Source organism: Selenomonas ruminantium AC2024 (assembly GCF_000687995.1).
In the GTDB taxonomy this organism is placed as follows: Bacteria; Bacillota; Negativicutes; order Selenomonadales; family Selenomonadaceae; genus Selenomonas_A; species Selenomonas_A ruminantium_B.
The window spans coordinates 2,050,852-2,075,643 of record NZ_JIAC01000001.1; the positions used below are offsets into that span (position 1 = coordinate 2,050,852).

The 24,792-nt window shown below is 49.6% G+C and carries 24 protein-coding genes; 2 read left to right on the top strand and 22 right to left on the bottom strand.

Translation table 11 applies throughout. The features are described from left to right. Positions 1-84: 84 nt before the first annotated feature. Entirely contained in the window at positions 85-441 is a 357-nt protein-coding gene (locus P157_RS0109775; protein ID WP_026760832.1) for a cupin domain-containing protein, read from the top strand. 66 nt (positions 442-507) lie between these two features. On the opposite strand, the gene P157_RS0109780 is transcribed toward P157_RS0109775, so the two are convergent. From P157_RS0109780 to P157_RS14405, 18 genes are all read right to left on the bottom strand, one after another. Beyond that, the gene (locus tag P157_RS0109780; protein ID WP_037368297.1) at positions 508-891 is read right to left on the bottom strand and encodes a VOC family protein; all 384 of its coding nucleotides are present in this window, start codon (positions 889-891) and stop codon (positions 508-510) included. A gap of 69 nt (positions 892-960) precedes the next feature. Continuing rightward, positions 961-1,536 (bottom strand): chromate transporter, encoded by a 576-nt coding sequence (locus tag P157_RS0109785; protein WP_026760834.1) that lies wholly within the window; start codon positions 1,534-1,536, stop codon positions 961-963. A 14-nt stretch (positions 1,537-1,550) separates the two neighbouring features. Continuing rightward, positions 1,551-2,138 carry a chromate transporter gene (locus P157_RS0109790; protein WP_026760835.1) on the bottom strand — a complete coding sequence of 196 codons (588 nt, stop codon included), beginning with the start codon at positions 2,136-2,138 and terminating at the stop codon, positions 1,551-1,553. Next, complete coding sequence (locus P157_RS14390) at positions 2,139-3,047, bottom strand: LysR family transcriptional regulator (protein WP_051598585.1); 909 nt, start codon at positions 3,045-3,047, stop codon at positions 2,139-2,141. It abuts the gene before it with no gap. Between the two features lie 179 nt (positions 3,048-3,226). Continuing rightward, positions 3,227-3,874, bottom strand: coding sequence for a flavodoxin family protein (locus P157_RS0109800; protein ID WP_037368300.1), 648 nt, complete (start codon positions 3,872-3,874; stop codon positions 3,227-3,229). A 118-nt stretch (positions 3,875-3,992) separates the two neighbouring features. Then, complete coding sequence (locus P157_RS0109805) at positions 3,993-4,334, bottom strand: hypothetical protein (RefSeq protein ID WP_026760837.1); 342 nt, start codon at positions 4,332-4,334, stop codon at positions 3,993-3,995. A 14-nt stretch (positions 4,335-4,348) separates the two neighbouring features. After that, positions 4,349-4,894: a ferritin family protein gene (locus P157_RS0109810; RefSeq protein ID WP_026760838.1), complete on the bottom strand. Its 546-nt coding sequence runs from the start codon at positions 4,892-4,894 to the stop codon at positions 4,349-4,351. 65 nt (positions 4,895-4,959) lie between these two features. Then, positions 4,960-5,451, bottom strand: coding sequence for an acyl-CoA thioesterase (locus P157_RS0109815; protein WP_026760839.1), 492 nt, complete (start codon positions 5,449-5,451; stop codon positions 4,960-4,962). Between the two features lie 173 nt (positions 5,452-5,624). After that, a complete protein-coding gene (locus P157_RS0109820) occupies positions 5,625-6,170 on the bottom strand; it encodes a glutathione peroxidase (protein ID WP_026760840.1) in 546 nt (181 codons plus the stop codon). A gap of 36 nt (positions 6,171-6,206) precedes the next feature. Then, positions 6,207-6,437: a glutaredoxin family protein gene (locus P157_RS0109825; RefSeq protein ID WP_026760841.1), complete on the bottom strand. Its 231-nt coding sequence runs from the start codon at positions 6,435-6,437 to the stop codon at positions 6,207-6,209. Positions 6,438-6,440: 3 nt separating this feature from the next. Then, a complete protein-coding gene (locus P157_RS0109830; RefSeq protein ID WP_026760842.1) occupies positions 6,441-7,385 on the bottom strand; it encodes an NAD(P)/FAD-dependent oxidoreductase in 945 nt (314 codons plus the stop codon). A gap of 107 nt (positions 7,386-7,492) precedes the next feature. Continuing rightward, positions 7,493-8,566 carry a HAMP domain-containing sensor histidine kinase gene (locus P157_RS0109835; protein ID WP_026760843.1) on the bottom strand — a complete coding sequence of 358 codons (1,074 nt, stop codon included), beginning with the start codon at positions 8,564-8,566 and terminating at the stop codon, positions 7,493-7,495. After that, complete coding sequence (locus tag P157_RS0109840; RefSeq protein ID WP_026760844.1) at positions 8,563-9,246, bottom strand: response regulator transcription factor; 684 nt, start codon at positions 9,244-9,246, stop codon at positions 8,563-8,565. The genes P157_RS0109835 and P157_RS0109840 overlap by 4 nt, the downstream gene beginning before the upstream one ends. Positions 9,247-10,033: 787 nt before the next feature. Continuing rightward, positions 10,034-10,438, bottom strand: a complete 405-nt coding sequence (locus P157_RS0109850; RefSeq protein ID WP_026760845.1) for a C-GCAxxG-C-C family protein — start codon at positions 10,436-10,438, stop codon at positions 10,034-10,036. Positions 10,439-10,477: 39 nt separating this feature from the next. Next, entirely contained in the window at positions 10,478-11,806 is a 1,329-nt protein-coding gene (locus tag P157_RS14395) for a membrane protein (protein ID WP_037368303.1), read from the bottom strand. A gap of 170 nt (positions 11,807-11,976) precedes the next feature. Further along, positions 11,977-12,999: a DUF3089 domain-containing protein gene (locus P157_RS0109860; RefSeq protein WP_026760846.1), complete on the bottom strand. Its 1,023-nt coding sequence runs from the start codon at positions 12,997-12,999 to the stop codon at positions 11,977-11,979. A 46-nt stretch (positions 13,000-13,045) separates the two neighbouring features. After that, positions 13,046-14,644: an amidase gene (locus P157_RS14400; protein WP_051598586.1), complete on the bottom strand. Its 1,599-nt coding sequence runs from the start codon at positions 14,642-14,644 to the stop codon at positions 13,046-13,048. Between the two features lie 347 nt (positions 14,645-14,991). Beyond that, a complete protein-coding gene (locus tag P157_RS14405) occupies positions 14,992-16,914 on the bottom strand; it encodes a CocE/NonD family hydrolase (RefSeq protein ID WP_051598587.1) in 1,923 nt (640 codons plus the stop codon). 105 nt (positions 16,915-17,019) lie between these two features. Between P157_RS14405 and P157_RS0109875 the strand changes: the two genes are divergently transcribed. Next, positions 17,020-17,508 carry a methylated-DNA--[protein]-cysteine S-methyltransferase gene (locus P157_RS0109875; protein ID WP_026760847.1) on the top strand — a complete coding sequence of 163 codons (489 nt, stop codon included), beginning with the start codon at positions 17,020-17,022 and terminating at the stop codon, positions 17,506-17,508. On the opposite strand, the gene P157_RS0109880 is transcribed toward P157_RS0109875, so the two are convergent. The 4 genes from P157_RS0109880 to P157_RS14950 all read right to left on the bottom strand — a co-directional run bounded on the left by P157_RS0109880 (position 17,477) and on the right by P157_RS14950 (position 24,788). Beyond that, positions 17,477-18,841, bottom strand: coding sequence for a diguanylate cyclase (locus P157_RS0109880; protein WP_026760848.1), 1,365 nt, complete (start codon positions 18,839-18,841; stop codon positions 17,477-17,479). The genes P157_RS0109875 and P157_RS0109880 overlap by 32 nt on opposite strands. Before the next feature lie 21 nt (positions 18,842-18,862). After that, complete coding sequence (locus P157_RS14945; protein ID WP_051598588.1) at positions 18,863-21,661, bottom strand: hybrid sensor histidine kinase/response regulator; 2,799 nt, start codon at positions 21,659-21,661, stop codon at positions 18,863-18,865. Between the two features lie 20 nt (positions 21,662-21,681). Continuing rightward, positions 21,682-23,937: an amino acid carrier protein gene (locus P157_RS15145; protein WP_072000150.1), complete on the bottom strand. Its 2,256-nt coding sequence runs from the start codon at positions 23,935-23,937 to the stop codon at positions 21,682-21,684. A 74-nt stretch (positions 23,938-24,011) separates the two neighbouring features. Further along, positions 24,012-24,788 (bottom strand): response regulator, encoded by a 777-nt coding sequence (locus P157_RS14950; protein WP_051598589.1) that lies wholly within the window; start codon positions 24,786-24,788, stop codon positions 24,012-24,014. Between the last annotated feature and the right edge of the window lie 4 nt (positions 24,789-24,792).

The window sequence follows — 24,792 nt, forward strand, 5'->3', positions numbered from 1 at the left end:
ATTGTAACCGTTGACATTACATCATCGAAATGTTATTATCTCATTGTAAGCGATGTTGTTACAATGTTTTAGGAGGAATTTAACATGGCAAATTTTAGCAAAATCAGTGTGGCAAATGATGCAAGAACGGAACTGCATGACAAATTAAATCTGACGGGAGCAGAAATCAGCGTCAACAATCTGCCTGCCGGAGCTGGTGTTCCGTTTGTGCACTACCATAAGAAAAATGAGGAAATTTACTTCATCACGGCTGGCAAAGGCACTGCCGTAATTGACGGACAGACCGTAGAGCTTTCTGCTGATGACTGGCTGCGCATTGCCCCGGCAGCTCGCCGTCAATTCGCAGCATCTGCCAATGAGGGCATCAGCTACATCTGCATTCAGGTACGAGAAAATTCTCTGGAAGAATACACCGCTGATGATGCTGGCATTGAACAGTAATTTTTCATAAACAAAAGCCATCAATAAGCACAGATTTTACCAATCTGCCTTATTGATGGCTTTATTTTATTTCACTTCGATATCCAATATCTTTTCAATTGCTCCAGGCTTTTCCTGAAACAGTTCAAGCACGAGCCCATCCGGAAGCTGCACCCATTTTTCCGGCTTGCCCTCCATAGGATGTACTCCTTCATAGGCCAGCATTTCCTGCAAAGCAGACTTGAAATCCTGCACCACAATGCCCAGATGGTGTCCTCTGCCTGCCGCCGGATTTTCTGGGGCCGCAACCAGCTGTAAGCCTCCTTTCAGCCACACCTGCTGCAGCACGCCATCCTTTTCCTTCCGCCTTGTCTCAGTCATGCCCAATACATTCTGAAAAAATTTCAGGCTCCACTCAATATCTGCTACGGTCACTGCCGCATGTTCCAGATAAGAACACTTATTTCCCAACCCAATCTCCTCCTCACATTATCGATTACCAAGGATATTCGCCCTCGCCTGACAGTTTACCTGCTTTTCCTAGCCGAGCAAATTTTGCTGAATGATTCCCAACACTAAACCGGCCGCACCAGTAGCAGCCAAAAGCTTTATCACACCGATTTTTCTGCGCACAGCTACCAAAGCGACAAGCAGGATGATTACGCCCAGCGGGTCAATGGTGGTCAAGTCTTCCGGCAGAGTTTCCTCATTCCAGAGAGCCAAAACCACGAAGCTGATACCAGCGGCGGCAATCAGCGCCACCACGGCGGGACGCAGGCCGTTGAGGATGCCACGGATTGGCCCAATATCGCCATATTTGAAAAAGAGATTCGCCAAGACGATTCCCAGAATAAGGGACGGTGTACAGAAGCCTACTGTCGCACAAACAGCACCGGGAATCCCGGCAATTTTCATGCCCGCGAAAGTGGCGGCGTTAATGCCAATAGGCCCCGGCGTCATCTGGGAAATAGTAAAGATGTCCACAAATTCTCCGAGACTCATCCAGCGATAAGTATCCACAACGGCAGCCTGAATCAGCGGCATCGAAGCATAGCCGCCGCCCACACAGAAAATGCCGACTTTGGCAAATTCCCAGAATAAGGTCAAATAAATCATGCGCTTTTTCCTCCTTATTTCCCATACTCCGCACTGCGCAGGAACAGCAAGCCCAGAATTCCGTCAATCACAACCAGCAGCATGATGTTGACCGCAAAAAAGAAATTGGCCACAAAAGTTCCCGCAATAATCGCCAAGGGCCAAAGAAGTCTTTTCTTCCACTGCTTCTGCAACAGGTCAATCGCAACATTGACAATCAACGCCGTAGCCCCGCACTGCATGCCCTTTAAGGCATAGCGTACATAGGGATTGGTGGCAAACCAATCATATGCACAGGAAATAGCGGACAGGGTGATAAGGGGCGGCAGGATGGTAGCTGATAATGCCGTCAGCGCCCCGCGGATACCGGCCATGCGGTATCCCAGAATGATGGACGCATTAACCGCCACCACGCCGGGCATGGACTGGGCGATAGACACCAAATTCAAAGTTTCCTTGTCGTTCAGCCAGCCATATTCGTCCACATACTTAGCCCGCAGCAGCGGAATAATCACAAAGCCTCCGCCTACCGTAAAGGCACTGATAAGAAAAGTGGATTGAAAGAGCTTCCAATAAAAATTCGGACAGGCAGACGCCATCGATTTCATTTCTTCATGGGACATTTATTGTTCCTCCTGATTTGTTTCTCCATTTGTTGCAATGTTCATGCCACAAAGCGCCGTCAAAAATTCTTTGCCGATTCTGGAAAGATTCGTATTGCGCCGCCAGACAGCCGCAATATGCGTTTCTAGTACCGGCTCATCAATAATCTTGATATGAAGCTTACCATGGGCAGCCAGTTCCACGGCCGAAAGTGGCGCAATGCCAATTCCGAGACCTGCATTGGCCCAAAGGATAGTCGTACGTGCATCATCATTGCGGCAGTATATCTCCGGCTCTATCAGCTTTTGGTCAAAGACATCCTGAAGCAAGTTCTGGAAGCGCCGATAGATAATCAGCGGGCGCTTGTCGAGTTCTTCTACAGTAATCTTTTCCTGCCTGGGGCACCAGTCCAGCTCAGCTGTCATAACCGCAGCCATCGGTTCCGTATTCAGGAACTGGCAGTTAAAGGGACTGGTATTGAAGGGCGTGCGCACGATGCCAATTTCAATGATGCCCTTCTCCAGTTCTTCAATCAGCTGATATGTATTGGCATCATGAATTTCAAAATGGACGCTGCTGTACTCCCGATGAAATTTCTGCATTCCCGGACTCAGCAAAATGCTGCCGGACGAAGATATCGTCCCGATTGAAAGCGTTCCCTGCAGGCTTTGATTAAGCTCGTCAATCTCACGGATGGTATTATCTGCCATATCCAAAAGCTGCTGGGCCCGCCGTGCCAGCAAACGGCCCGGCTCTGTAAGTTCAATGTACTGTGACCCACGTTTGAACAACTGAGTACCCAGTTCCTTTTCCAGCAGCTTCATCTGATGTGACAACGGCGGCTGTGTCATATTCAGCTTCTTGGCAGCGGCGGTAATCTGCTGCTCATTGACAATGGTCATAAAATAATGCAGCTGTTTCAAATCCACTGTTTTTATCTCCTTTATATATTTTTTATATATTATTTACCGTTAAATATATTTTTTATATCTACAACATCATATCGCTATGGTTTCTATTTTGCAAGTTTTTCTATAAAAAAATCCCGTTGATCAGTCAAACTTTGACTAGTCAACGGGAATGCAAAGCATTGCCATACATTTAGTAATTAGCTTTCAAGCAAACTTTTCCCCAATTCATAAGCCGCTGCACATTGCTTGGGGAACATTTCCTCACGATAGGCTGCTTTGGCTTTGGGGTCGAATATCGAGGACTCATATTTGTCATAGTCGCTAAACTGCGTCGTATTGTACGCATAAAGCGTCTTGGTTTCCGCCCGCAGTATTTTGCTCGCAAAGCCTTCATGGACGGCAAATTTCTCCCGCATGCCAAACTGCTTGACATGCTCCTCCGTCATATTCATGGTGTAGATAAAGGCATTGGGCAAGGACTTCGGAAAGACCGTCGGAATTTCGTTACTGTATATATAATTCGAAAAGAGCAGCCGTTCGATAAAGGCGCTCATGCCGGACGAAAGGTTCATAAAGTAGACCGGTACGCCCATAATCAAGGCATCGGCTTCCTTGATGCGCTCGATGACCGGCGTCAAATCATCCTTCATTGCGCAGGTGCCATGCTCCTTGTCCTTGCGCTTGCAGTAAAAACAGCTGATACAGCCTTTGAAGTTCAGGCTGTAGAGATTTATGAGTTCCGTTTCCGCACCAGCCTCCTGCGCGCCCTTCAAGACCTGCTGCAAGAGTTCTGCCGTATTGCCGTTGCGCCGCGGGCTGCCATTTATGGCAATTACTTTTTTCATCGTCAAAATCCTCCCATACAATACACAAATATCTGGTATATTCTTCTATACCGAAAAAACTTTACCTGCTGTCTAAAAAATAGCCCAACAAAGCGATTTACTTTGTCAGGCCATTATTTTAGCGTTTGATTTCCTGATATTCTGCCACCCGGCCTACGCTGAAATGGAGAATCCATTCCGGACGTTCCGTAATCGGCGTCCAGAAGCCGTAGGCTTTGCCCTGCGGGCCTTCATAGGCCACATGTACGGACTTATTTTCATCAATCGCCTTGTTGCACAGGCAGCCTTTGTGGTCTTCGGGCTTGCCGATGGAGGAACACTTTATCCCTGCTGTCAAGCCCAGCTCTGCCGCTTTCTTATTCACAGCAATGATTTCCCGGCTCCGTTGGGTGATGGTCACCGGTTCGGGAAAATAATCCCACATAATATGAAACGCCTGAATTACTTCCTGATCTGTCATGGTCAAAAGTCCCCTCAATCCTTCAGTTTGAACACTTTCTTCGGCTGGCCGCAGAGCGGGCAGGCAAAATCATCCGGTTCCGCATCCAAGTCGCCTACATGCTCATAGCCGCAGACGGAGCAGACATAGATTTTCTTGCCGGCAGCTTCCAAAAGTCCCGGGCAGTGCTTTTCCAAGATTTTCGCCAATACTACACCATGATGGCCTTCCTGCTTGGCAAAGATTTCCATTTCATCAGCGGCTTCCGCAAAACCTGCCTCGCGGAATTTGTCGGCCATAGCCTTGACCTTCTTTTCACCGCTGGTTTCTGCGCTCATCAGGCCGCGCACGAGCTGCCAGAAATCCTTGGGCAGCATGCCGTTTACTGTCGCATAGAAACCGGCATGGACAGCTTCCTGATTAGCGGCTTCGATAAACTGCTCGGCCACATCATCAAGCCCCTGCTCCTTAGCAAGGCGCGCCAGCGTATAATACATCATCGTGCCCTTAGCTTCGCCCAAAGCCATCATTTCTGCCATTTTTTCCAACGGGGTCCCCTTCGTAATACCATGTAAGCTCATGTCTATCTCTCCTTTAAAAATATATTGTAAATCAGCATTGTAAATTATAAGCCACTATTGTGATTTCAATGTGACTTTTTAGCGGTCTTTGTCATCGTCTGCTGCCGCTGTTTTTTCCGCTCATGATATAGTTCATGACGCTTTCTAGCCGCTTCAAAGGCCGCCTTGGCTTCTTCGGTTTCCAATTCCAATTTTGGCACCGTCATAGGGCGGCCATTGCGGTCTAATGCAACCATGGTAAAATAAGCGGATAACGCATGCTGAGGGCCCTGCTCAGCCTCCAGCACCTCTACCTCCACATTTACCGCTACTTCCATAGAAGTATGGCCTACATAAATAACCTCTGCCGTACACGTCACCAAGTCACCAATGAGAATCGGGGTATGGAATTCCAATTCATCCACCCGGGCTGTCACTACATTGGAGCGGCAAAACTTCCGAGCAGCGGCATAAGCCGTGGAATCCATCATTTTCATGAGTTCACCGCCATGCACATTTCCACTGGGATTTGTCTGGCTGGGCATCATAACTTCACTCAAATAAATTTTCGTAGACATATATTCACCTGCAAATTTTCATCATAAAAATTTCTATTTTCTTTTTTAAAACTAACTGACATAGATTATAAGTCAGTAATATGACCTCAATGTGACCTTTTCATTCTTCGGCGAATACCGGCCTAGAAAATCAGCCAGCAATACGTTATGACAAACATTGCTGGCTGTTCTTCTTACAACAATTTTTCAATGGCTTCCGACATAGCAGACGGGCTCGTGGTCGGCTCATAGCGTTCCACTACATTGCCTTCGCGGTCAATGAGGAACTTGGTGAAGTTCCACTTAATGCCATCGTCTTCCAAATACTCCGGATAATTTTTCTTGAGAGCATCCAACAGCACTGCGGAAAACTCGTGGTTTTCATCAAAGCCCTTGAAGCCCTTTTCTGCGGTCAGATACTTAAAGAGCGGCTGGGCGGTTTCGCCGCGCACATCGCCTTTCTCGAAAATCTGGAAGCTCACGCCATAGTTGCGGCGGCAGAACTGCTGTACTTCGCTGTTGCTGCCCGGTTCCTGCGCACCGAACTGGTTGCAGGGGAAGCCCAGGATTTCCAGGCCCTTGTCCTGATACTTATCGTAAAGTTCCTGCAGTTCCTTGTACTGCGGAGTGAAGCCGCACTTGCTGGCGGTATTGACAATAATCAGTACCTTGCCTGCATAATCCTTGAGGGACTTTTCCTCACCACTGTTGGTTTTTGCCGAAAATTCATAAACACCCATTATTATTCTCCTCTACTGTCTAAAAAATTTTATCCATTAAAGCCCTAACAAAGCGTCAATCTTTGCCTTGTCAAAGCCCAGTACAAACTCTTTGCCATCGGCGGTAATCACGGGAACGACCTCATCATTGGTCAATGCCTTGCATTCCGCCAGAGCGGCTTCATCCATTTCGATATTGCATTCCACGTATTCCACCTGCCGTGACTGCAGATATTTTTTTGCCTTGTCACACCAAGGACAGTTGTTGATAGAATAAACCTTAACCATAATTCATTTCCCCTTTCTGATTTGCGCTAAATATTTCTCCGCTAAAATTGCGGCTGTCGTACCATCTGCGGCGGCTGTTGTCAGCTGCCGTACTTCTTTGTGCCGGACATCACCGGCGGCGAAAACGCCTGGGATATTGGTGCGGCAATCTTCACCTGCCGCAATGCGGCCATCTTCGGCCAGCTTGATATCCGCCTGAAACAGCGCCGTATTCGGTGTAACGCCGATATTGACGAAAATGCCATCGATGGCCAATTCTTTCTTTTCGCCAGTCGCTTTATCCAAAATTTCAACACTTTCTAAGCGCTTTTCGCCCTTCAAAGCTGTCACATCGGTTTCGAGCATGATTTCTACTTTTTCATTGCTGCGCAGCTTTTCCTGCGCGGATTCATCGGCACGCAACTGAGAACGATGCAGCAGGTATAACTTCTTGGCGTATTTGGTCAGGAAGTTGGCTGCATCCACAGCGGCATTGCCACCGCCCATAACGGCAATCACCTTATCCTGATACAGATGGCCGTCACAAAGTTCACAATAATGTACACCCTTGCCAGCGTATTTGCGTTCTTCGGGCAGCGGCAGCTTGCGCCGTTCCATGCCTGAGGCGATAATGACGCTGCCGGCTTCGTAAATGCAGGACTCGGTTTCCACGATTTTCCGGTCTTCCTGCAAACTGACTTTTTCAATCATGTCAAACTCGTCTACCACAGCGCCAAAGCTCTCCGCCTGCTGCTGTACGGTTGCGATTAAATCCTTGCCCGCCACATTGGGCATCCCGGGATAATTTTCAATTCCGGTAGCATTGGCAATCTGACCGCCTACCAGCGCGTTTTCCAGCACCAGCACCGACAGATTCATACGCCCTGCATAAAGAGCAGCGGTAAGGCCGGCCATGCCGGCACCGATGATGACGATATCCTTTTGTATACGTTTCTTTTCCGTTGGCATCAATATCTCCTTTCTGTACCTCATCTACTACGCTTTTGATTATAGAGGCCAATTGTGACCTCTATGTGACTTTTATTCGATTTTTTGCAATCTTTTTGTAGAAGATTTTATTTTGCTGATATTGTGAGCAAACAGCTTTTGCCACTATCCAGCGGCAGGGCCACAATCATTTCCGTTCCCTTGCCGGACTGACTTTGGCAGGCAATCTGACCGCCCAACAGTTCCAAAATCCGCTTGACGATGGAAAGCCCTAGACCATGGCCTTTTTCCTGATGGGATTCGTCACATTGATAGAACCGCTCAAAGATATGCGCCTGCTTATCGGCAGGAATGCCAATGCCTTCATCCTCGATGTGCACGCAGATAGAACCGGGCGCAGACTCGCCCGTAATCTGAATTGTGCTGCCCTTTGCCGAATACTTGATGGCATTGTCGATCAGGTTCAGCCATACCTGCTTGGTCAAATCCGGGTCGCTTTCAATCGATAGCGCAGGCAAATCCAACGAAAACGAAATATCCTTCGTTTCCCAGCGCTCGGCCAGTAGAATCACACACTGCCGTATCTGTTCATCCACAGCTATATTTTCATGGCGCATGACAATGGCCTGTGCATCAAGCCGCGATAAACGCAAAAGATTTTCCGCCAGCCGCGAAAGCCTTAGGGCCTCCTCATGGACAAGCCCCGTATACTCCCGCCGCTCCTCCTCGCTTAACCCGCCTTCGAGCAGGATTTCCGAAAAGCCGACAATGGACGAAAGCGGCGTCTTGAATTCATGGGATACGCTGCCGGTAAACCCCTTTTGCATATGGTCAATGCTTTGCAGTTCCTTGGCCATGCGGTTGAAATTCTCAATCAGCTGCACGCCTTCCTCCGTACTGACCAGATTTTCCAGATGCGGCACACGCACGGCAAAATCTCCCTTGGCGATACGCCCCGTAGCCTCTGCCACCGACTGTGCCGGACGGATGTAAAAACCGGCTTCCCAAGCCAATAGCAACGCCCCGGAAACAATTGTGAGCAGACTGCAGATAATGAGTGCCGCCGGCAGTTCCAATTGCAGCCCCGTCAGGCTGTCCAACAGATAAACCAGCAGACTGGACACGCCACAGCAAAAGGCCAGTGTGAGTAAGGTGGTCAGGCTGTGATAGAGCCGCAGGGGCAAAACAAATTGTTTCTTCATGATGGTTCTTCCTTAAACACTGCCTTATAGCCCAACCCTCGCACGGTTTCAATGGCGAAGTCGGGATTGTCGGCAAAGCGGTGACGCAGTTTCTTGATATGGGCATCCACATTGCGGCTGTCCGTGTCCTTGTCCACGCCCCAAATCTCGTCTAACAGCTCCTGCCGGGTAAAAATCTTCCCCGGTTGATTGAGCAGCTTAAACAGCAAATAAAACTCCTTGGGCGGCAAAGTATCGGTCTGCTCGCCTGTCTGTACCGTCAACGACGCATAATCAAGCACCGTACCGCGGATGGTCAGCCGTTTTTCACTCATCAGCTGCGCCCGCCGCAACAATGCCCCGACCCGCAGCATGAGTTCCCTCAGCTGAATGGGCTTTACCATATAGTCATCCGTCCCCGCGCGGAAACCTTTCTCCATATCCTCCATCTGCCCCTTGGCCGTGATGATTAAGATGGGCAAATCCATTTTCGCCCCGCGCAGGGCACTCGTCAGCTCCAAACCGTCCATACGGGGCATCATCACATCACTGATAACGAGGTCAATATGCTCCCGCTCCATAATATCGAGCGCCTCCTGCCCATCATAGGCCGAAAAGACGTGATACTGCTCCTGTTTAAGCTTCGCGCAAATCATGCGGTTGAGATTGCGGTCATCCTCCGCTACTAATATTGAAAACATAAGCCGCCCCCTTCACATAGAAAATCAATTATTCGCCTTAATTTTATTCTCCCTATGTGACTTGTATATGACTTTATTTCGCCCTGCCAATATAAAATCCTGTTTGCGCCTTAAAGATAAATTGCAGTTTGCCAGTACGTGCTGAAATTTTTTGTTACAGCTCAGTTTGGGCGGAGGTGGTAATACTTTTCGCCGTTGCACTAAATGACCCACAAGCAAGTGTATGGGCTTTTTAGTTACCTGCGCCGGGCAAGACCGGCGGCGCGTATGTTCAACTCAACTTCTAGGAACTTTTTGTTTGTGGGCCAGTCCTCACTTCGTTCGGACAGTCGTTCCACGGCGAAAAGCATCACCACCTCCGCCCTAAGCAGCGTCCGCATAAAATGTATTTTCCCTCGATGATAAGCAACAAGTACATCGATGTTCTTGTTACGGGAGAGACGAGTTCGTGGCAATAGTATAGGGCGTAACTTGGGACGGACGGGGGAGTGATTTTTCTGTAGGGAGCGACTGCCTGAACGCAGTGAAGGCCGGCCCCGGTAGAAATCAGCTAAGCAAATACGCTGAAAGCAGCGCCGTTGGCCTGCCCGGCGCGAGTAGCTAGACAGCTCTACTTTGCGAAGGGGTCGTTTAGCGGAAAACAGAAAAATTACTTCCCTGTCTGGCCCCAAACTACGTATGAACAAAATACCTTTACCACGAACTCCCAAACCAACTGCAATTGATAGGAAAAAGTCCGCTGAATTTCGTCAGCGGACTTTTCCTATCAGAGAATATTTCACCTGGCTCAGCCATTAATGCCTGCCAATTTCTTTTCCAACACCAACACGCCGTGACGCACACAATCATCACAGGCGCAGAGCACTTTCCCGGTGCCTATGCCCTTTAAGTCGCGGCAGATTGTCGCCCCGCCGGACATTTCCTTGAAATCCTGCAGCATATCTTTCGCAATCATCTTGCTGGGCGTATCGGATTTATTGAGCAGGCCCACTGCCATGACCGCTCCACATAACGCGCCGCAGGTTCCTTCCATGCCGCCCATACCCGAGCCAAAGCCGGAGCCCATGGCCAGAATATCCTCTGCAGGCCTGCCCAGTTCCTTTTCATAAGCCATCAAAACTGCCTGCGCACAATTGCAACGGTTGTGCTTGTACTCCACGGCTTTTTCTGCCCTTGCACTTATTGCTTTCATCTTTCCTACCTCCAAAATATAATCACAGTTATTGCTTGGCTATTTATTGGTTTTTTCCTCTTTTTTCAAGGGCGAACCCTTCATCGACAGATTTTCCTCGGCGTAGGTCTGCAAATCATCGGTGTTTTCCACCACATCTTTTACATAGGATTTGATATCCTGTTTCAAACCTTCTGTATCAGCTGCGGACATTTCGCCGAGCTTATGGAAATCCTTCTTGTGCTTTGCCGTAAACTCATAGTCATCATCATACTTGCGGAACAGGAGCCGCATCATCTTGCGGCGCAGGAATTTTTCCCGGACGATGTTTTCCCGTTCTTCAAACCAGGCTACGGTCAGCACCACCAAGAGCAAAATCCCCATATAACCGAGCAGCGGATACATATAGGAAACCAGCGTGGTAAAGCCGCCGAAGCTGCACACATAACCGAGTGCTGTAATCCCAATCAGGATTTTGCGCTTCTTGCCCAGGTCATCCCCAGCAAAGCGGCAAGCCGTAGCGTAGTAAAGGCTGAATGCAGTATTGAAAATCAGCGCAAAGATTACCACCGCATAGACAAACGCAAAGGCGGGATGAATGTGATTGACAATCATCAGCATGGGGATTTCCGCATCTTTGATTTTATCGAGATTAGCAAAGAGCGTCATGGCCGCACAGGTGACAATCACGCCGATAATGGTGCCGCCTAAAGCGCCGCCCTTCTCCGCATCGCCAATGCGCACCACTGAACCGCCCAGCACAAACGCCATCGACACGCCGTTCATCGCGCAGAGGGCAAAATAGTTAATTACCGCCAGCCATACATTAGGCATAACCGGCTGCATGGTCCCCGCTACTAAATCAAGCGCCTCATAATCATAGGATTTACCGATAAAGGTATAACCGGCCACCGCTAAAATCATCACGACAATGACTGGCGTAAATACACCCAGCACACGGGTAATCTTGTCAAAATCCAAAAAGGCTATGACAATGACGAGCAGGGAACAAAAAAGCGCCCCCAGCCAGCTGGGCAGACCGAACTGCTGCTGCAGGTTGGCGCCGGCACCAGCCACCATGACAAAGCCGACCACAAAACAGGAAATAATGAGTGTGATATCAATAATGCGGTTGATAACCGGATGGGCAATCTGCTCCAACACTTCTTGATGGTTGCTCGATTGATAATGTGAACCCAAGGTCACAATGATTCGTCCGAATACAACATTCAGTACACCGAGCAGGACTACACCTACCAAACCAATTTTACCGAAACTCAAAAAATACTGCAGCATATCCTGCCCGGAGGAAAGCCCCGCACCGACCAATACGCCTACATAAGCCATTGCCAGCGACAGTGCTTCCTTACTTATGCGTAAAAAGTTCATAAAAGGCCTCCTTCAAAAAATTTACAAGCGATTATAAAATTATATCACATTTAATACATCTTATCAAATATTGTACACAATTAAAGAACATTCTTCCTGCAGTTATGCATGCGAACAAAAAGACGGCTGAACGTCATTTGACCATTCAGCCGTCTTTTGTAGTTTGTTTATCAGTGGTTCGCTTTATATGCCGCAATGCGTTTGGCTACATTGTCCTTAATATTATTGTAATAGAACGTGTAGTCATCGTCATGGAAACTCTGTGGCCCAAAGAAATCGGTCAGGGCTATAGGTGCGGCTTTGGCGTTTGTCACGATTACGCCACGGGCGAGGTTCACCTGCGCATCTGCGCCGATGTTTTTAATCTCATACCTGGCGGCTTTTTCGTTTAACATGAAAGAGCCAAGGTTTTTACTCGCCGGCGCATAGGTTTCGTCGAGCTTCCAGTTTAACGGATTGATGCTGATGGCATTCGGCAGCAACGCACGATTGCGGGCATTCTCTTCCACATTTTTCTTCCCTTCGGTATTCCAGCTGACAATAACGCCCGTGTCGCGTTCGCCGGTCGCGAACTTCAGATGCGGGTTCTCCTTGAGGTCTTCTTTCGTGACGGAGAAACCTATGGCATAGGCCGCCACCATGCGCTTGTAGTAGTCGGGATGCTTCTTGAAGTAGTTCTTCAACACGTATTTGACCATCGCCGAACCCTGACTGTGCCCCGCAATGATGAAGGGGCGCCCATTGTTGTACTTGGTGAAGTAGTAATCGAGCGCAGCGGTTATATCGACGTAGGGAATGCCGGAAATTGCTGCATCGATGTTCCCCTTTTTGGCCGCAACCTCCCCGGCGAAGCGTAAGCCTGCCTGACGATAGTAAGGCACAAACACGTTCGTGGATTCCTCATATACGCTGGCATTCGTCACATATTCACCCAGCGCCCCCATTTTCATCTCAATATTATCCAGGGTTGCATAATCGGGGGAACCTTCGCTGAAACTGGATTTGATATACGCCGTTGAGTAAATGTAAAACGTGTCAACTTCCTTCGTGATATCCGGAACCTGATACCAGCAGCTTTTCCTGGAATAATCCGGAGCATCTCCTGCCACTGTCCGGGCACTCGCTGACGAGCCTGGAAGCATGGACACCATCACCAAAACAGCCACAATTGCAGCCAGCAATGCTTTCCTCATATTTTCCTCCCACGGAATCGAAAAGACTTCGCTTTCTCCCATCGTATTATTTTACATTCCTGAAATCAGGAAAACGCCCATCCTTATAGAGCGGAGCAATCGTTTTGGACAGAGCGTATGCCACGCGGAAAGCGTTCAAGTCATCATAGGTATTGCTGACAATCTGCACACCGACAGGAACGTTTTTGTCAGACAGTTCAACCGGCATTGCCACCACCGGATATCTGCTGGCCAGATTCCAAATCGGTGTCAGCATGAGGTTGGTGCTGGAATAGGTTTTCCCGCGCACCTGGGCTGCTTTGTCAGGGGTCGCATCAAGATCGGCAGGGAAATGCGGTGTTGCCAGCGTGGGCATGATCAGAGCGATGCAGCCCTTCTCAAAGACCTTCTGCTGAACGTCCCGGTGCAGCTTCGCCAACATCAATTCTGCGTTAACCTGATCCTGCGGAGTCAGCTTGCCTGCATATGCCTCCAGATTCTTCACATACGAGCTGAACTTGTCGCGATGCTTGTCCAAACCGTCGAAGATGACATACATGCTTGTGGACATGAGCCCTTTGAAATAGGTCGGCATGAAATTTTCGGCGCTTACGTCGAGCTCTATCAGTTCAACCTGCGCTCCAGCCTTCTTCAATGCCGCAACCGTAGAGTCCATGGCGTGATTGGCTTCCTGACTCAGACCGCCCTGCAGCCAATTTCTGCAATAAGCGACAGCAACCTTCTGCCCCTTAATCGAAGCGTATTTCTGAGGATAGTCCAGCTTGGGACGAATCGTGGAATGAACTTCCGGGCTAGGACCGGCAATGACATCCTGCATGAGCGCCATGTCGCCAAAAGTGCGAGCCATGGGTCCTAAGGTTTCATAGGTATTGTCCGACGTGGCAACGCGGCCAAACGGCGGTTTGAAACCATACAGGCCGTTCATGGCAGAGGGAATGCGGATGGAGCCGCCCATATCGGAGCCAGTGGCCAGCGTGCAGAAGCCAGCGGCCAGCGCTGCGCCGGAACCACCGGACGACCCGCCAGTACCGTAGTAGAGGTTCCACGGATTGCGGCTGACACCGTAGAGGCGTGACCAAGTCATGGGGCTGAGGTACTGTTCAGGTACCGTCGTCTGGAAAACAAAAATCGCGCCCTCTTTGCGGAGCTTCTGAATCATGGCGCCGTCAGCGGTGCATGGCTCATGGTCCTTCAGGAGCAGGGATGCAGCATCAACGCGCCAGCCCTTGACTTCATTCTCGTCCTTGACGCCGATGGTAATCCCTTCCAGTCTGCGTGCAGTGCCATTCCGGTAACGCTCATCGGCTTCCTTTGCCAGCTTCCTGGCCTCGTCAAAAGTGTCGAAGGTGATGGCATTGACCTTGCCGGCATTGAACGTATCCAGCTCATTTACCAAGTCGCGACGCGATACGTTGTATTCGCCATTGTACTTCTTCACACGGCTAATCTGTGCCTCCAAAACTTCGCTAGGCGTTGTTTCACCTTTTTGGAACAGCTCTATGAGCTTTACAGCGGGCATATATGCCAGCTCATCCTGGGAAAACTTCGACTTAGCAAAGACTGTACTTGCGCCTGATACAAAGAGCGTAATCAGCACGCCTGCCAGGAACGCCAACAGTTCTTTCCTGAAGAAAAACCTGTTCATTTCCTATACTCCTTTCTCCTTTTGTGCAGAATCTGATAGAGCGACACGGCCTTAGCTCCACTATTCAGAATTTCCTCACCTCCGCATGCCATATTTATCAAAATATTCTATACATCCTTCCCAAAATCCTTCTACTACTAAAATAGTAGATAGACTTTTATTCTATACTTTTGTGGTATTGTCCTTGCCATTGCCTCGGCCTATAATAACTTTTGTCACTTGGGGAAGTGATAACACATACACATGCCTTCAACAGTGGGGAAGCTTTGCAGGTAAAGAAATTATATGATAAAAGCCGCAGGTCTAGTGCCTGCGGCTTTTCGTATGCGCAATCTACTTTACGATATTTATTTTTCCGGCACAACCGGTACCAAGAGATAGCTATCATATTTGCCACCAACATGGATGATGTGTTTGCCCTTGTTGCGCGTTGCCGGTGCCTTGACCGCCAGCTCCGGATGGGCGACTTCGGTATGGTTGCCGCCTAAAGTTTTCATGGCCGTTTTTTCGCCCGGCATAAAGGTATAACCCTCGGCGGGGACGGCAATCTTCGCTATGCCAAACGGCGGTACGCTGTCGGCCTTAGGCGGCTGGTAAGCTGCTATGGTCAGCTGCAGTTTTTCACCGGCATGATATTTCATGCCCATGGGCCAGATGCCAATATCAACTGGCACAATCTCGCCCTTTTTCAGTAAATCCTCACGGGTATGCTTTAAGACCGGCTCAGCAGGCGTGGATTTATGCGTATCCAATGCCCGCTGGGATACGCGCAGATAACCTTCCGAAACCGTGGGCATATGCGTCACGGGGTCAGTGATAACCTTACCGTCCTTATCGAGCTTTTGCACCGTAACCTGCAGTTCCATATCATCAGAGCCGTCCGCTTCCACATAGGTATGCAGGTTCATATAGCCAGTAAGTTCCGTATCTTTATCAAAGTTCAGCACAAAGTTGACTGCCGGCTGTTTGGCCTGCGTATCGTAGCTGATGGTCTGTTCCTGCGCCTCTTTTGCTCCAGCCAATGTTTTTTGACTTGTCAAATACAGCTTTTTATACTGCGTTCTAGCCAGCGGGAATTCCTGCTCGACTCTATCCACTACGTCTTTATGGCCGGGGTCGAGAACCGACAGGCGCACGCGCGGTGTCTTTTCCCAGTCATTGGCCACACCTTTTAAGTAATGGTCAAAGAACTTGCGCAGGTCCTCCACATGTTCAGGCTGGTAGTAATCGGCCCATTCATTGGTGTTGTGGACGCGCAGCCATTTATCATGGCTGGGAATCTGTCGGAAACCGGCGAAGGTACCATGCGTATGCACCGGATTGGTGAAGCTGGCCACGACATAAGCCGGAATGTGAATATTTTGCAGTTTGGCAATCTTATCCTGCCAGTAGGCATCCAAGAGCGTATGGGTCACGACCATGCGTGGCTGGTCTTCAATGTAATTCTTGCTGGCAAAGGTTTCAAAGATTCCCTCTGGGAATACGGGATTGGGAATGCCGCCGCGATTGGCTGTTTCGCGGAAATGGTCAACAAAGCCTTCCCATGGCGCAATGGCCGCTAAATGCGGCGGCTGTTCGCCGGCAATAAACCACTGCGAAACCGTCAGCCAGGAATTGCCCGACATGCCGATTTTGCCATTTGACCAGGGCTGCTTAGCCGCCCACTCAATCGTATCATAGCCATCTTTAGAGTTCTGACTGCCCCAATAGTTTAAGTTACCCTCCGAATGATAGGCCCCGCGGCTGTCGGGATTGATGATGACATAGCCCTGCGCCACCCAGTATGCCGGGTCTGGCGCTTCAAATTTTTCCAGCCCGGAAGTCGCCGCCTGCGGGACACCCGCTCGTCCCGGCACATCATCGAGCCACTGGCCGCCGATTTCCTTGCCATAAGGACTCCAGGCCATAATTGCCGGATGTTTTTCCTCGTCTACTGGCCGGAAAATATCCGTATAGATAACCGTGCCGTCACGCAGGGTTACGGGCACATCTTTTTCAAACAGAATATCGCAGGTCAGCGGCTTGGAACCTTCACGGCGGATGGAACCCGCTTTAAGCACCATGGTTTCCCGTTTTAATTCGGCTGCACGGGCACGAGCCGCCGTAAGCGGCAAGCCCTTACGATAATATACCTCGACCGTTTCCCCATTGGCCATCTTCTGCGGCATAGTGATAGCCGCCTTTTCCGCCGACACTGCGCCCGGCATCATTACCCCCATGGACAGCGCCGTAAGCCCCAGACAAAGCATTTTCCGCATAGAACCCTTCATCAAAAATAACCTCCCCATATAATTTGTAATATTTATCTTTATCCCAGGCTATATTATAATACTTTTATATTGATTTGTTAAATTTTCTATTGAAAGGAAGAAGTTATGACTGCCTATGCCTTTTATGAAAGTCCCTTCGGTCTCTTGAAAATCGGCGTTGCCAATGGCAAAGTCATTCTTATCGGTATGGTACCGAAAGCAGATACAGCAAGCCAGCCTACACCTCTTAGCGCAGAAGTCTATCACCAGCTGCAGGAATACTTTGCCGGCAAGCGCACGGTGTTTACCGTTCCCTATGCCTTCCAAGGGACGAGCTTTCAGCAGGCAGTCTGGGCACAAATCGCAAAAATCCCCTATGGCAGGACCGTTACCTATAAGGACATCGCGCAGGCTATTGGAAAACCGCGCGCCTTTCAGGCAACAGGCCGAGCCGTAGGGGCGAATCCCTTGGCCATCCTCATCCCCTGCCACCGTGTTGTCGGCAGCAATGGCGAGATGACCGGCTATGCGTATGGGTTGGAGATGAAGAAAACGCTGCTGGACTTAGAAGCCACATCCAGCGTCACTTGTCATAACACTCTTTCTCATAGATGACGTATTCCATGAGATATTCGATATGAATACCGGAGTGCGTTTCTCCGGCCTCCCATGTATCCATGATGCGGCGGAACACAATGGGGAAATCCTCCTCCGAAAGATTCTGCAGGATCACATAGAACTGATTGGCCTTGTAGCGAAGTATCATATCGCTTTTCCGCAGTGCATCCTGCAGACAGAGGTCAAATTTTTCCACAGCGTCTGACAGACTGTACGGGCGCGCCTCAATATTTTCTTCATCCGACAGGATGAACAGCAGTTTCACAATCATACCGCCATAACGCTTGTAGAACTGGCGCAGGAAGTGATAGATTATGGAGAATTGCTCCATATCCATCGAAATGGGCCCGCCTCTTCTATGCCAGCCTTCCACCATCTGCGTGATGCGGGCAAATTCCTTTTTGATATCATTGCTTTCCGATAAATCGGTTTCGCCCTCCTGACCGTAAAGGCGGCTGCCGTTCTTGCCCGTTTGCTTCACCTTATAAAGAGCACTGTCGGCAAGCGGGAAAAGCATTTCATAGTCCCGACCATGTTCCGGCACCAAAACTGCACCCAAAGAAATGCTCAACGGGATTTCAAAGTCCTTTCCGGCCAGAGCAATGGCCTCATGGAGCAGTTCATCATTGAGCCTGCGATGCAGACTTTCCAGCGCAGCTTCATCGTTCATGTTGCTGAAAAATCCCATGAACTCGTCCCCGCCAATTCGCACCATGACATCCTGCGCGCGGATGTTACGCCGGACAACATCGGCAAAAGCCGTTAAAAACTTATCCCCCATATTATGGCCATACAAATCGTTGACCAGTTTGAAATTGTCGAGGTCCAAAATGATCAGCATGCCCGCCCGCTCCGAACAGAGCTTCGTCAAGCGCATGGTTCCAGCGGCTTTATTCAAAAAACCGGTCAGCTTGTCAACAGACGCTTCCTCTTTCAGAAGTTCAAGTTCCTGGGTATGCTTGACGGCATTTAAGATGCGCCGAATGAGAATTTCCTTATGAACGGGTTTGCGAATAAAATCCGCGGCGCCCTGTTCAAAGCTGCGAATCTCCGCATCACTGGTCTCCATACCACTTAAGAAAATGATGGGCGTGGGTTTGCGCCCTTCTTTTTCTTCCATGCGCCGCAATGCCTGATACGTTTCAAAGCCATCCATCTCCGGCATCTGTATATCCAGCAGAATCAAATCCGGTGTATTTTTTCCCATATATTTCAAAAGATCCCGCCCGGAACGCAGACAGGTGACCCGCATATCCTGCTCTCGCAAAATGCGTTTTACATATGTCAGCGTCATGGCATCATCATCAACAACAACAATCCAAACTCCCATAGTTATCTCCCTTCTCCCCCTTTAATGATTAAGCAAGGACAAAATGGTTTCGTATTCAAAGTGTTCGACCGCTTGTTTAATCTTTTTATAGAGTTCAACCTCCGTCTCCGGGATGCGGTAATCATCCATCTCGGCGATAATCTCTTCGAGACGGTCGGAATCCATTTCTTCTGCCGCGGCCAGCAGCTCTTCGTAGACTGCTTCCATAAGCTCCATATCCGCCTCGGGTTTCTCATTTTCCGCCGCCAAGAGACCTCCTTCAAAGACTTTCGCCAACTGAACCTTAAATCCCCGATACGTCTCGATGAAGTTTTCATGATGCGCCCGGATATAGTCCATGTTCCCGGCCTTGCCGGCATTTTCCAGCAGCTGTGCTTCTTCACCGAATTCTTTGGCGCCGATTATTCTTGCCGAACTCTTAAGCGCATGCACCTTGATGGTATAGTCTTTTATGTTTCTATCCGCATAAAAGCCTTCGATAGCCTGCGCCATTTCGTCAATAGATTCATAGAAAATCTTCAACAACGGCAGATACGCCTCAACAGAACCGCTGTTTTTGATGCCGATGGCAAAATCCAGCCAGCCAGCGTCTTTGAGTGGTGCCAGACTTTCTGGAAGGTCCAGCTCGTTTTGCCCTCTAACTTCTTCGTGCCCGGCCGCCTGGAGTTTTTCCTGCGGCAGGTAGTCGAGCAGCATATCCTCGAGCTTCTCTGTATCAATCGGCTTGGTCAGATAATCATTAAACCCAGCCTCAATATACTCTTCCCGTGCTCCGGAAATGGCGTTAGCTGTCAAGCAGATTACCGGCGTATTAAAATTGGGGCCGTCTGCCTGTTCCTTTAGTTCATGCAGCGTCTCCACGCCATCCTTGCGCGGCATCATATGGTCAAGGAAGATGATGTCGTATTTTTTATCCTGCGCCAGCAAGAGTCCCTCGTCACCATCGTTAGCCGTATCGACCTGCACTTTGGTCTGCTTTATGAGACTCTTGAACACCGTCAGATTCATGGGGTTATCATCCACCATCAGCACCAAGGCCTCCGGAGCGGTGAATTTCTCATGATATTTCTTGTGCCCTTTGAGCAGCGCCTGATAAGATGCCTTGTAATCGCCCAGTGGCTCCCATTTGACAACACGCTGCCGCAACTTGAAGGAGAAGGTCGAGCCAACACCGTAAGTGCTTTCCACCTGCAGGGCTGAACCCATCTTTTCCAACAGATTTATCGTGATGGCCATGCCCAGGCCCGTGCCTTCCACATTGCGGTTACGCTTTTCCTCAATGCGTTCGAACTTAGAAAACAGCTTCTCCATATCCTCCGGCTTTATGCCGATGCCGGTATCCTTGACCGTCACACAGAGTTCTACGTCATTCGGCTCCTCAGGAATGCGCTCAAAACCTACAGCCAGCGTCACACTGCCCTTTTCCGTATATTTGACTGCATTGGTCAGGATATTCGTAATGACCTGCTTGACGCGGACTTCGTCACCAAAGAGCCGCTTGGGCGTCTCCTGATCGAAATCCAGCAAAAGCGTCAAGCCCTTGGCATCCGCCCGCGTATGAATCATATTGACCAAATCGTTCAGCATGGACGAAAGGTCATAATCCACAGGGATGATTTCGAGCTTTCCTGCTTCGATTTTGGAAAAGTCGAGGATGTCGTTAATCAGCCCCAAGAGCGTATTGCCCGCATTGCGAAGGTTCTCGGCATACTCGATTACGTTTGGCTCGTGGCTCTCGCGCAAAATCATCTCATTCATGCCCAGCACGGCATTGATAGGTGTACGGATTTCATGAGACATGTTCGACAAAAATGCCGACTTCGCCTCATTGGCTAAGGCCGCACTCTCTGCTTTCTGGTTGAGTTCCTGCGCCAGACGGGTCTTTTTTTCGTAACGGGTCATGATGACCATCAATATGGAAACCACCAGCAGCAGCACGAAGATGGTCAGCACGAATGTTCTTCTGAGCTGCGCAAAGGTGGACGTCGCATCAAAGACCGACACGCATTGCCAGCTGTTCGCCACCGGCATCGTATAGGCAATGTACTCGGCATCACCAAAGCGGAACGAAAAATACTTTTCATCGGCAGAACGCATCTTGTCGATAAGCGCCCGGCCAAACGTCCCTTCCTCATTCAGATAGCATTTCCCCACTTCGGCCTTGTCTGAATGGGCTACCACCTGATACTTGCGGTCCATGACAATCTCGATATCCGATTCACCATGGACAGCCAGTTCCTCCGTTATCGTCTGCAGATGCCCCAGAGAGAAATCCATCGCGGCCACGCTTTTGACATCACAGAGCGACTTGGATAAGGTAATCATCATGGTATGGGTTTGCGCATCAAGATAAGGGTCCACAACGGCCACATGACCGATGTTGGCCATTGCGCCGCCATACCAAGGGCGTTCCTGGGGTACAAAACCAGCATTGGGAGTCCACCCGGTGCCATCGAGAAAATCATCCTGCACGATCGCATACAGGCCCATTGAATTTCCCCCCGAGATGTGCTCGATGGCGCCTGACTGATTCAGCAAATAATCGCGCATTTCCGCATGAGATTTCCCCTTGCGAATCATGTCATCGAGGGTACAGGATGCCACGCGTATGATGTCAACACCGGTGGACAGGTAATCGTTAATCTGACTGGCTGACCTGGTGGCGACCAGTTCCTGATTGACAATGATTTTCTGCTTCATTTCGGACTGAAGCATGGCGTAATAAGCCATAACCACCATCAGGAAAAACAGGATGATAATCGTGGTCATGTCTACTCTCTTCAGGACGGAATTCATTTTTTCTTGTTGTTTTGCATCCATCTTCTTCCTCCTGACAGAGCTTACCGGACAATCATAATATCGCTCTCAAACCACTTTTGAGAAATTTTCCCTAAGGTTCCGTCAGCTTTCATTTCACTAAGAATTTTTTGTACCCTGTTGCTCAATTCTTTGTCCTCTTTCCGAAAGCCCAAGGCCAGGTCCTCTTCGCTAAGGCTGTCGTGAAGGACAAAATACCGCTCGCTATTAGATCGAATGAAGTAACAGGCGGCCAGCGAATCCACAAGGCCGGCATCGCATTTCTTTTCCTTCACCTGCTGGAGAACAGCCATATTGTCCGGCAGCGGAACGACTACCGCGTCCGTACAAAGGTTCGATGCATGAAAAGCATCATATGTCGTGGAGCCAACCTGCATCCCAATCACTTTTCCCTTGAGGTCATGCATCCACACAATACTGCTGTCACCACGAATGACAAAGACGAGATTATCTTTTACATAAGGTTCCGTCAGGCTCATATGCTCTTTCGCCTGAGGAATTACGGACATACTGCCCACGCAGTCAATTCTTCCGCTAGCAAGTTCCTCTTCCTTATGCTTCCAAGCGATGGGACGTACCACGCATTTAACGCCCAAACGGGCGCAGATTTCACGGGCCAGGTCAATGTCCACCCCGACAAATTCCCCGCTTTCATCGGTAAAGCTCATCGGCGGGAAGGTGTCATCTACGCCAAAGACAAGCTGTCCGCGGTCCATTACCGTTTGCAAGGAAACGTCCTGCGTGTGGGCGGTATCACGCGAACCATTGTAATAGGCAATAATAGCCAACGGCAGCAAAGCTGCACAGGCAGATATAATCAACAGGTACCGCCATTCCTTAGACATAGGCTTTTTCGCCGCTGTATCTACAGCCTGTTCCTTTTGCACCTCATAATCCTTTACAATCCGCCGCAATGTCAACGAAAGGAGCAGCAGGCCAATCAGGTTTGGGAAGGCCATCAGCCCGTTGAGCGTGTCCGAGATATTCCAGATATTGTTCAGGAATTCATAGCCGGAGGCATCCGTCAGCTGCAGACCGGAAGCACCAAAGATAATCATCACAATCAGCAGCAGTTTCATAACGGCCTTGGACCGTACACCAAACAGATACGTCACGGCCGTTTCCGCGTACCAATACCAGCCCAATATCGTCGTGAACGCAAAGAGCATCAAGCCCAAGGAAAGGATGTACTTGCCGGCCGGCCCGAGCGCAAACTCAAAGGATTGGAGCACGAGCTGCGCCCCCGTAAGTTCCGGAAAGTACGTCATTGTACCGGTCACGAGAATAGCCAGCCCCGTTATGGTACAGATCACAAAGGTATCCAAAAACACCTCAAATATTCCATAGAAGCCTGTCCGAACAGGATGAACACTATCCGCCGTGGCATAAGCCATAGGCGCAGAGCCCATCCCAGCCTCATTGGAAAAGACGCCGCGGGCAACGCCCCGCTGAACAGCGTCCATAACGCACCAGCCTGCTACGCCTCCTGCAACAGCCACAGGTTCCGGGTGAAAGGCCATATGGAAGGCGTTGAGGATAACCGCCGGAATCTGCGCTCCATAACTTAGCAACAGAATACCGGTGCCCACCACATAGAAAACAACCATAAAGGGGACAACGAGCAACGCTACACGGGAAAGACTGCTGAGTCCGCCGATGATGACCAGGCCGATCACGCCCGCCATCATCACACCGCTGTAGAGATGGTCCACATTCCAGCCCATGAACAGAACTTCCGCTACGGAATTGGCCTGAACAGCCGCCCCCATCCCCAAAGAAGCCATCAGTGCAAACAGCGCGAACAAAACCGCCAGGAGTTTGCCGATATATTTCCATATGCCACCCCATTCACCGAGCCCATGTTCCAGAACATACATTGGCCCGCCGCGCCAATCGTCCTGCGCATCCTTTTGTCGGTAATGAACGGCCAGCGTAATTTCAGCAAATTTGGTACACATGCCAAAAAAGGCCGAAATGAGCATCCAGACCAGTGCTCCAGGTCCACCCAGATGCAGTGCGGTTGCTACGCCAGCCACGTTGCCGGTTCCCACCGTCGCGGCCAGCGCTGTAGTCATCGCCGCAAAAGCGGAAATGGCGTTATCATCACCGCTTTTCTTGCGAAAACTGAATACTTCGGCTAATGCCGGAATAAAATAGCGAAGCTGAGGCAGTCCGAGTAAAATCGTCAGATAGATACCTGTCCCCACCAGCAGCGTAAGGCCGGGAGGGCCCCAGACAAAGTGATTGACCACTTCGTTTATTTGCATGATTTCATCCATCTATAGCCCCCCTCCCAATAAAATGAACGCACCTATCTGACATTCCCCCTATTTTTCTCCTGCGCCACGGAGATTCACAACTTTTTCATTAAGTAGCTCAGCAGCTTGTCTTTCGTGGTGGATTTCAGAATATAGCCCGTTGGCTTCAACTGCAATACGCGCTCTACCTGTTCCTTCCCGCCCACGCCAGTCAGGAATACAACGGGAATCCCCTGCGTGGATGGCTCCTGCCTGAGCATTTGAAAGACCTGCGGACCATCTACCACGGGCATCTCATAATCGAGCAGAATCATATCGACATTTTTTTTCGCCAAAAACGTAATGGCCTGTATTCCTGCTGTGACGATGCTGACCTGATAAACATCCTTGAGCCACTCGCGAACCATTTTGGCGTACGAGGGGTCATCATCCACAATTAAGATGTGTTTCTTGTTGCTCCCTTCCACTTCCGGGAAAATCCCGTCGGTCACAGCCAGCTCCAATTCCTCCATCTTCACAGGTCTGTCGAGCCAGCCCACATGGAGCATGCCAAAAATCCTGCCCGTCAAATCATCGCGCTCACTCTTATCGCCAATGACAATTACTTCACATTCACATTCCAATTCATGGATTTTGCCGTAGATATGTTCCAGCCAATTAAACTTGATGACATCATCCATGATGTCATTCGGCAGATAAAAGATAAATGTAGCCGATTCCTTTTCCTTATCCAGCTTGGGCATCTTATCATTGTCCTGGGTGAGGATGGATACCTTGCAGCCGATTTCCTTGAGCCTGCGCTCGATGCCCTTCACCACCACACTGTATTTGCACATAACGATAATCACATTTTTTATTTTTTTCTCACTCATATAG

Excerpts from the sequence above, each read along its gene's own strand:
- P157_RS0109775 (WP_026760832.1), top strand. The coding sequence starts at position 85 with ATGGCAAATTTTAGCAAAATCAGTGTGGCAAATGATGCAAGAACGGAA.
- P157_RS0109785 (WP_026760834.1), bottom strand. The coding sequence starts at position 1,536 with ATGATTTATTTGACCTTATTCTGGGAATTTGCCAAAGTCGGCATTTTC.
- P157_RS0109790 (WP_026760835.1), bottom strand. The coding sequence starts at position 2,138 with ATGTCCCATGAAGAAATGAAATCGATGGCGTCTGCCTGTCCGAATTTT.
- P157_RS0109800 (WP_037368300.1), bottom strand. The coding sequence starts at position 3,874 with ATGAAAAAAGTAATTGCCATAAATGGCAGCCCGCGGCGCAACGGCAAT.
- P157_RS0109805 (WP_026760837.1), bottom strand. The coding sequence starts at position 4,334 with ATGACAGATCAGGAAGTAATTCAGGCGTTTCATATTATGTGGGATTAT.
- P157_RS0109810 (WP_026760838.1), bottom strand. The coding sequence starts at position 4,894 with ATGAGCTTACATGGTATTACGAAGGGGACCCCGTTGGAAAAAATGGCA.
- P157_RS0109815 (WP_026760839.1), bottom strand. The coding sequence starts at position 5,451 with ATGTCTACGAAAATTTATTTGAGTGAAGTTATGATGCCCAGCCAGACA.
- P157_RS0109820 (WP_026760840.1), bottom strand. The coding sequence starts at position 6,170 with ATGGGTGTTTATGAATTTTCGGCAAAAACCAACAGTGGTGAGGAAAAG.
- P157_RS0109825 (WP_026760841.1), bottom strand. The coding sequence starts at position 6,437 with ATGGTTAAGGTTTATTCTATCAACAACTGTCCTTGGTGTGACAAGGCA.
- P157_RS0109830 (WP_026760842.1), bottom strand. The coding sequence starts at position 7,385 with ATGCCAACGGAAAAGAAACGTATACAAAAGGATATCGTCATCATCGGT.
- P157_RS0109835 (WP_026760843.1), bottom strand. The coding sequence starts at position 8,566 with ATGAAGAAACAATTTGTTTTGCCCCTGCGGCTCTATCACAGCCTGACC.
- P157_RS0109840 (WP_026760844.1), bottom strand. The coding sequence starts at position 9,246 with ATGTTTTCAATATTAGTAGCGGAGGATGACCGCAATCTCAACCGCATG.
- P157_RS0109850 (WP_026760845.1), bottom strand. The coding sequence starts at position 10,438 with ATGAAAGCAATAAGTGCAAGGGCAGAAAAAGCCGTGGAGTACAAGCAC.
- P157_RS14395 (WP_037368303.1), bottom strand. The coding sequence starts at position 11,806 with ATGAACTTTTTACGCATAAGTAAGGAAGCACTGTCGCTGGCAATGGCT.
- P157_RS0109860 (WP_026760846.1), bottom strand. The coding sequence starts at position 12,999 with ATGAGGAAAGCATTGCTGGCTGCAATTGTGGCTGTTTTGGTGATGGTG.
- P157_RS14400 (WP_051598586.1), bottom strand. The coding sequence starts at position 14,644 with ATGAACAGGTTTTTCTTCAGGAAAGAACTGTTGGCGTTCCTGGCAGGC.
- P157_RS14405 (WP_051598587.1), bottom strand. The coding sequence starts at position 16,914 with ATGAAGGGTTCTATGCGGAAAATGCTTTGTCTGGGGCTTACGGCGCTG.
- P157_RS0109875 (WP_026760847.1), top strand. The coding sequence starts at position 17,020 with ATGACTGCCTATGCCTTTTATGAAAGTCCCTTCGGTCTCTTGAAAATC.
- P157_RS0109880 (WP_026760848.1), bottom strand. The coding sequence starts at position 18,841 with ATGGGAGTTTGGATTGTTGTTGTTGATGATGATGCCATGACGCTGACA.
- P157_RS14945 (WP_051598588.1), bottom strand. The coding sequence starts at position 21,661 with ATGGATGCAAAACAACAAGAAAAAATGAATTCCGTCCTGAAGAGAGTA.
- P157_RS15145 (WP_072000150.1), bottom strand. The coding sequence starts at position 23,937 with ATGGATGAAATCATGCAAATAAACGAAGTGGTCAATCACTTTGTCTGG.
- P157_RS14950 (WP_051598589.1), bottom strand. The coding sequence starts at position 24,788 with ATGAGTGAGAAAAAAATAAAAAATGTGATTATCGTTATGTGCAAATAC.